Consider the following 1,578-nt stretch of genomic DNA (forward strand, 5'->3'; position numbering starts at 1 on the left):
TGCGTAGGCCGAACGGCTTCGGTGCTGCCAGCCCGCCGGCGACCGGCACCAGTTCATAGGGCCGGTCGCGCAGTTCCTCCCGGAGATCATCGATCAGCAGGTCGATGCTGCAGTCGCGGCCGACGACCCGCGCCAGCGTCTCGCGGGTGACCGGCTCGGCGGAGGCAAAAATAACCGCCTCGACGCGCAGCATCCATTCGCGCCAGCGCAGTTCCGGCGGCAGGTCCTCCAGTTCGCGGTCATAGAGCACATCGTCGTGAGGATTCTTGTCTTGCCGACGCGGCGGCCTGGTTGCACTCGTCCCGGCCATCGTCACAACCCGTAGATCCGGAACGACGATCGGCCGGAGAGCTCGCGCACGGCGCCAAATCCTTCCAGCCGTTCGAACAGCCGGGTCGCCGCCCAGCGGGACAGGTTGCTGCCCGGCGCCGACGCGGGCACGGCATCCTCCTCGAGCAGTCGTGCGATGACCGGCGCGGCGCCTTTCGTCCTAACCTTCGGCCCGTCGCGCGATTTCGCCGGCCGAGCGCAGCGCAGCGCTCGTGCCCTCGATCAGGTCGAGGCAGACAGCGCTTGGGAAGGCGGTTTCGCCGGGACGGACGCGTCCCCTGCCCCTGAGCGTGCGGAAAGTCGGGCCGTAGCGCTCGGCCATCATCAGCGGCACGGGGCGATTCCATTTCAGCGTCGCAGCGATCAGCATGTCGACCAACATCCAGGCCAGCGGTTCGGCATCCGGGCGGTCGCTGAAGATCGCCGAAACGAGGTCCGCCGCGGCAAATGGCGCTGGCCGACCGGACTGGAACGCGGCATCGGCGTAGTCGACCGCGGCGGCCAATCCATCGTCCCACGACAGTCCGAGCAGATCGGCCAGTTCAACTACGCCCTTCGACGAGAACCCGGTTTTCTGGTCGCGATCCTTTTGTAGGCCGAAAACACGCTATCCGCCGGTCCGGGCTCGTCGCCAGCCGCGGTGAGCAACACGGCGTCGCGCAGCGCTCCTTCGTCCTCGTTGCGGCCCATCAATCGGACGGCGGCCGCGGCGCATTTCAGCGCCTGGCGGGCGCGGAACGAACCAGATCATCGCGTGATTTCAGGACGATGCCTGCGGTGAACGTGGCGTCCGCCCTGGTGGGATAGCGCCGGCGCGCCGCCGTCGAGCCTATCTCGCGCGTGCGGATTGCGCCATCCATTTCAGATAAACCGCACGGCACGTCCTTTCACAATAACGAGCGATAAGATTGCCTTATCGCTCGTTTTGCTCTTTATAGAGAGAATGGCCCGAATCATCGACCAGAACACCGAAAATCACGTCGAGGAGGGCTCAGCGCCGTCTGACAGCACGGCGGTTTCCGCCGATGTTTCCGCGGCCGAGGTGCCGGACGGGCTCCCCTCCCCTCGTGTGGAGGTGAACACCGGCCTGCCGGCGCATCTGCAGGATCTGACCGATCGCGCCCGCTCCTATGTCGAAGCCGCCAGTTCCGCCAACACCCGCCGCGCCTATGCTTCCGACTGGAAGCATTTTACCGCCTGGTGCCGGCGCCAGAACCTGTCGCCCCTCCCGCCGGATCCGCCGGTCGT

3 pseudogenes are annotated in these 1,578 nt (G+C 66.5%); 1 reads left to right on the top strand and 2 read right to left on the bottom strand.

The annotated features are described in order from the left end of the window. Together LXM94_RS25830 and LXM94_RS25835 are read right to left on the bottom strand one after the other, a co-directional pair. A pseudogene (locus tag LXM94_RS25830) lies at positions 1–310 on the bottom strand (SMC-Scp complex subunit ScpB); the annotation flags it as partial. Positions 311–312: 2 nt separating this feature from the next. After that, positions 313–1,190: pseudogene (locus LXM94_RS25835) on the bottom strand (DUF1403 family protein). A gap of 83 nt (positions 1,191–1,273) precedes the next feature. On the opposite strand from LXM94_RS25835, the pseudogene LXM94_RS25840 reads away from it, so the two are divergent. Next, a pseudogene (locus LXM94_RS25840) lies at positions 1,274–1,578 on the top strand (integrase); the annotation flags it as partial.

This window comes from Rhizobium alarense, from assembly GCF_021555155.1.
GTDB classification, from domain to species: domain Bacteria; phylum Pseudomonadota; class Alphaproteobacteria; order Rhizobiales; family Rhizobiaceae; genus Rhizobium_D; species Rhizobium_D alarense.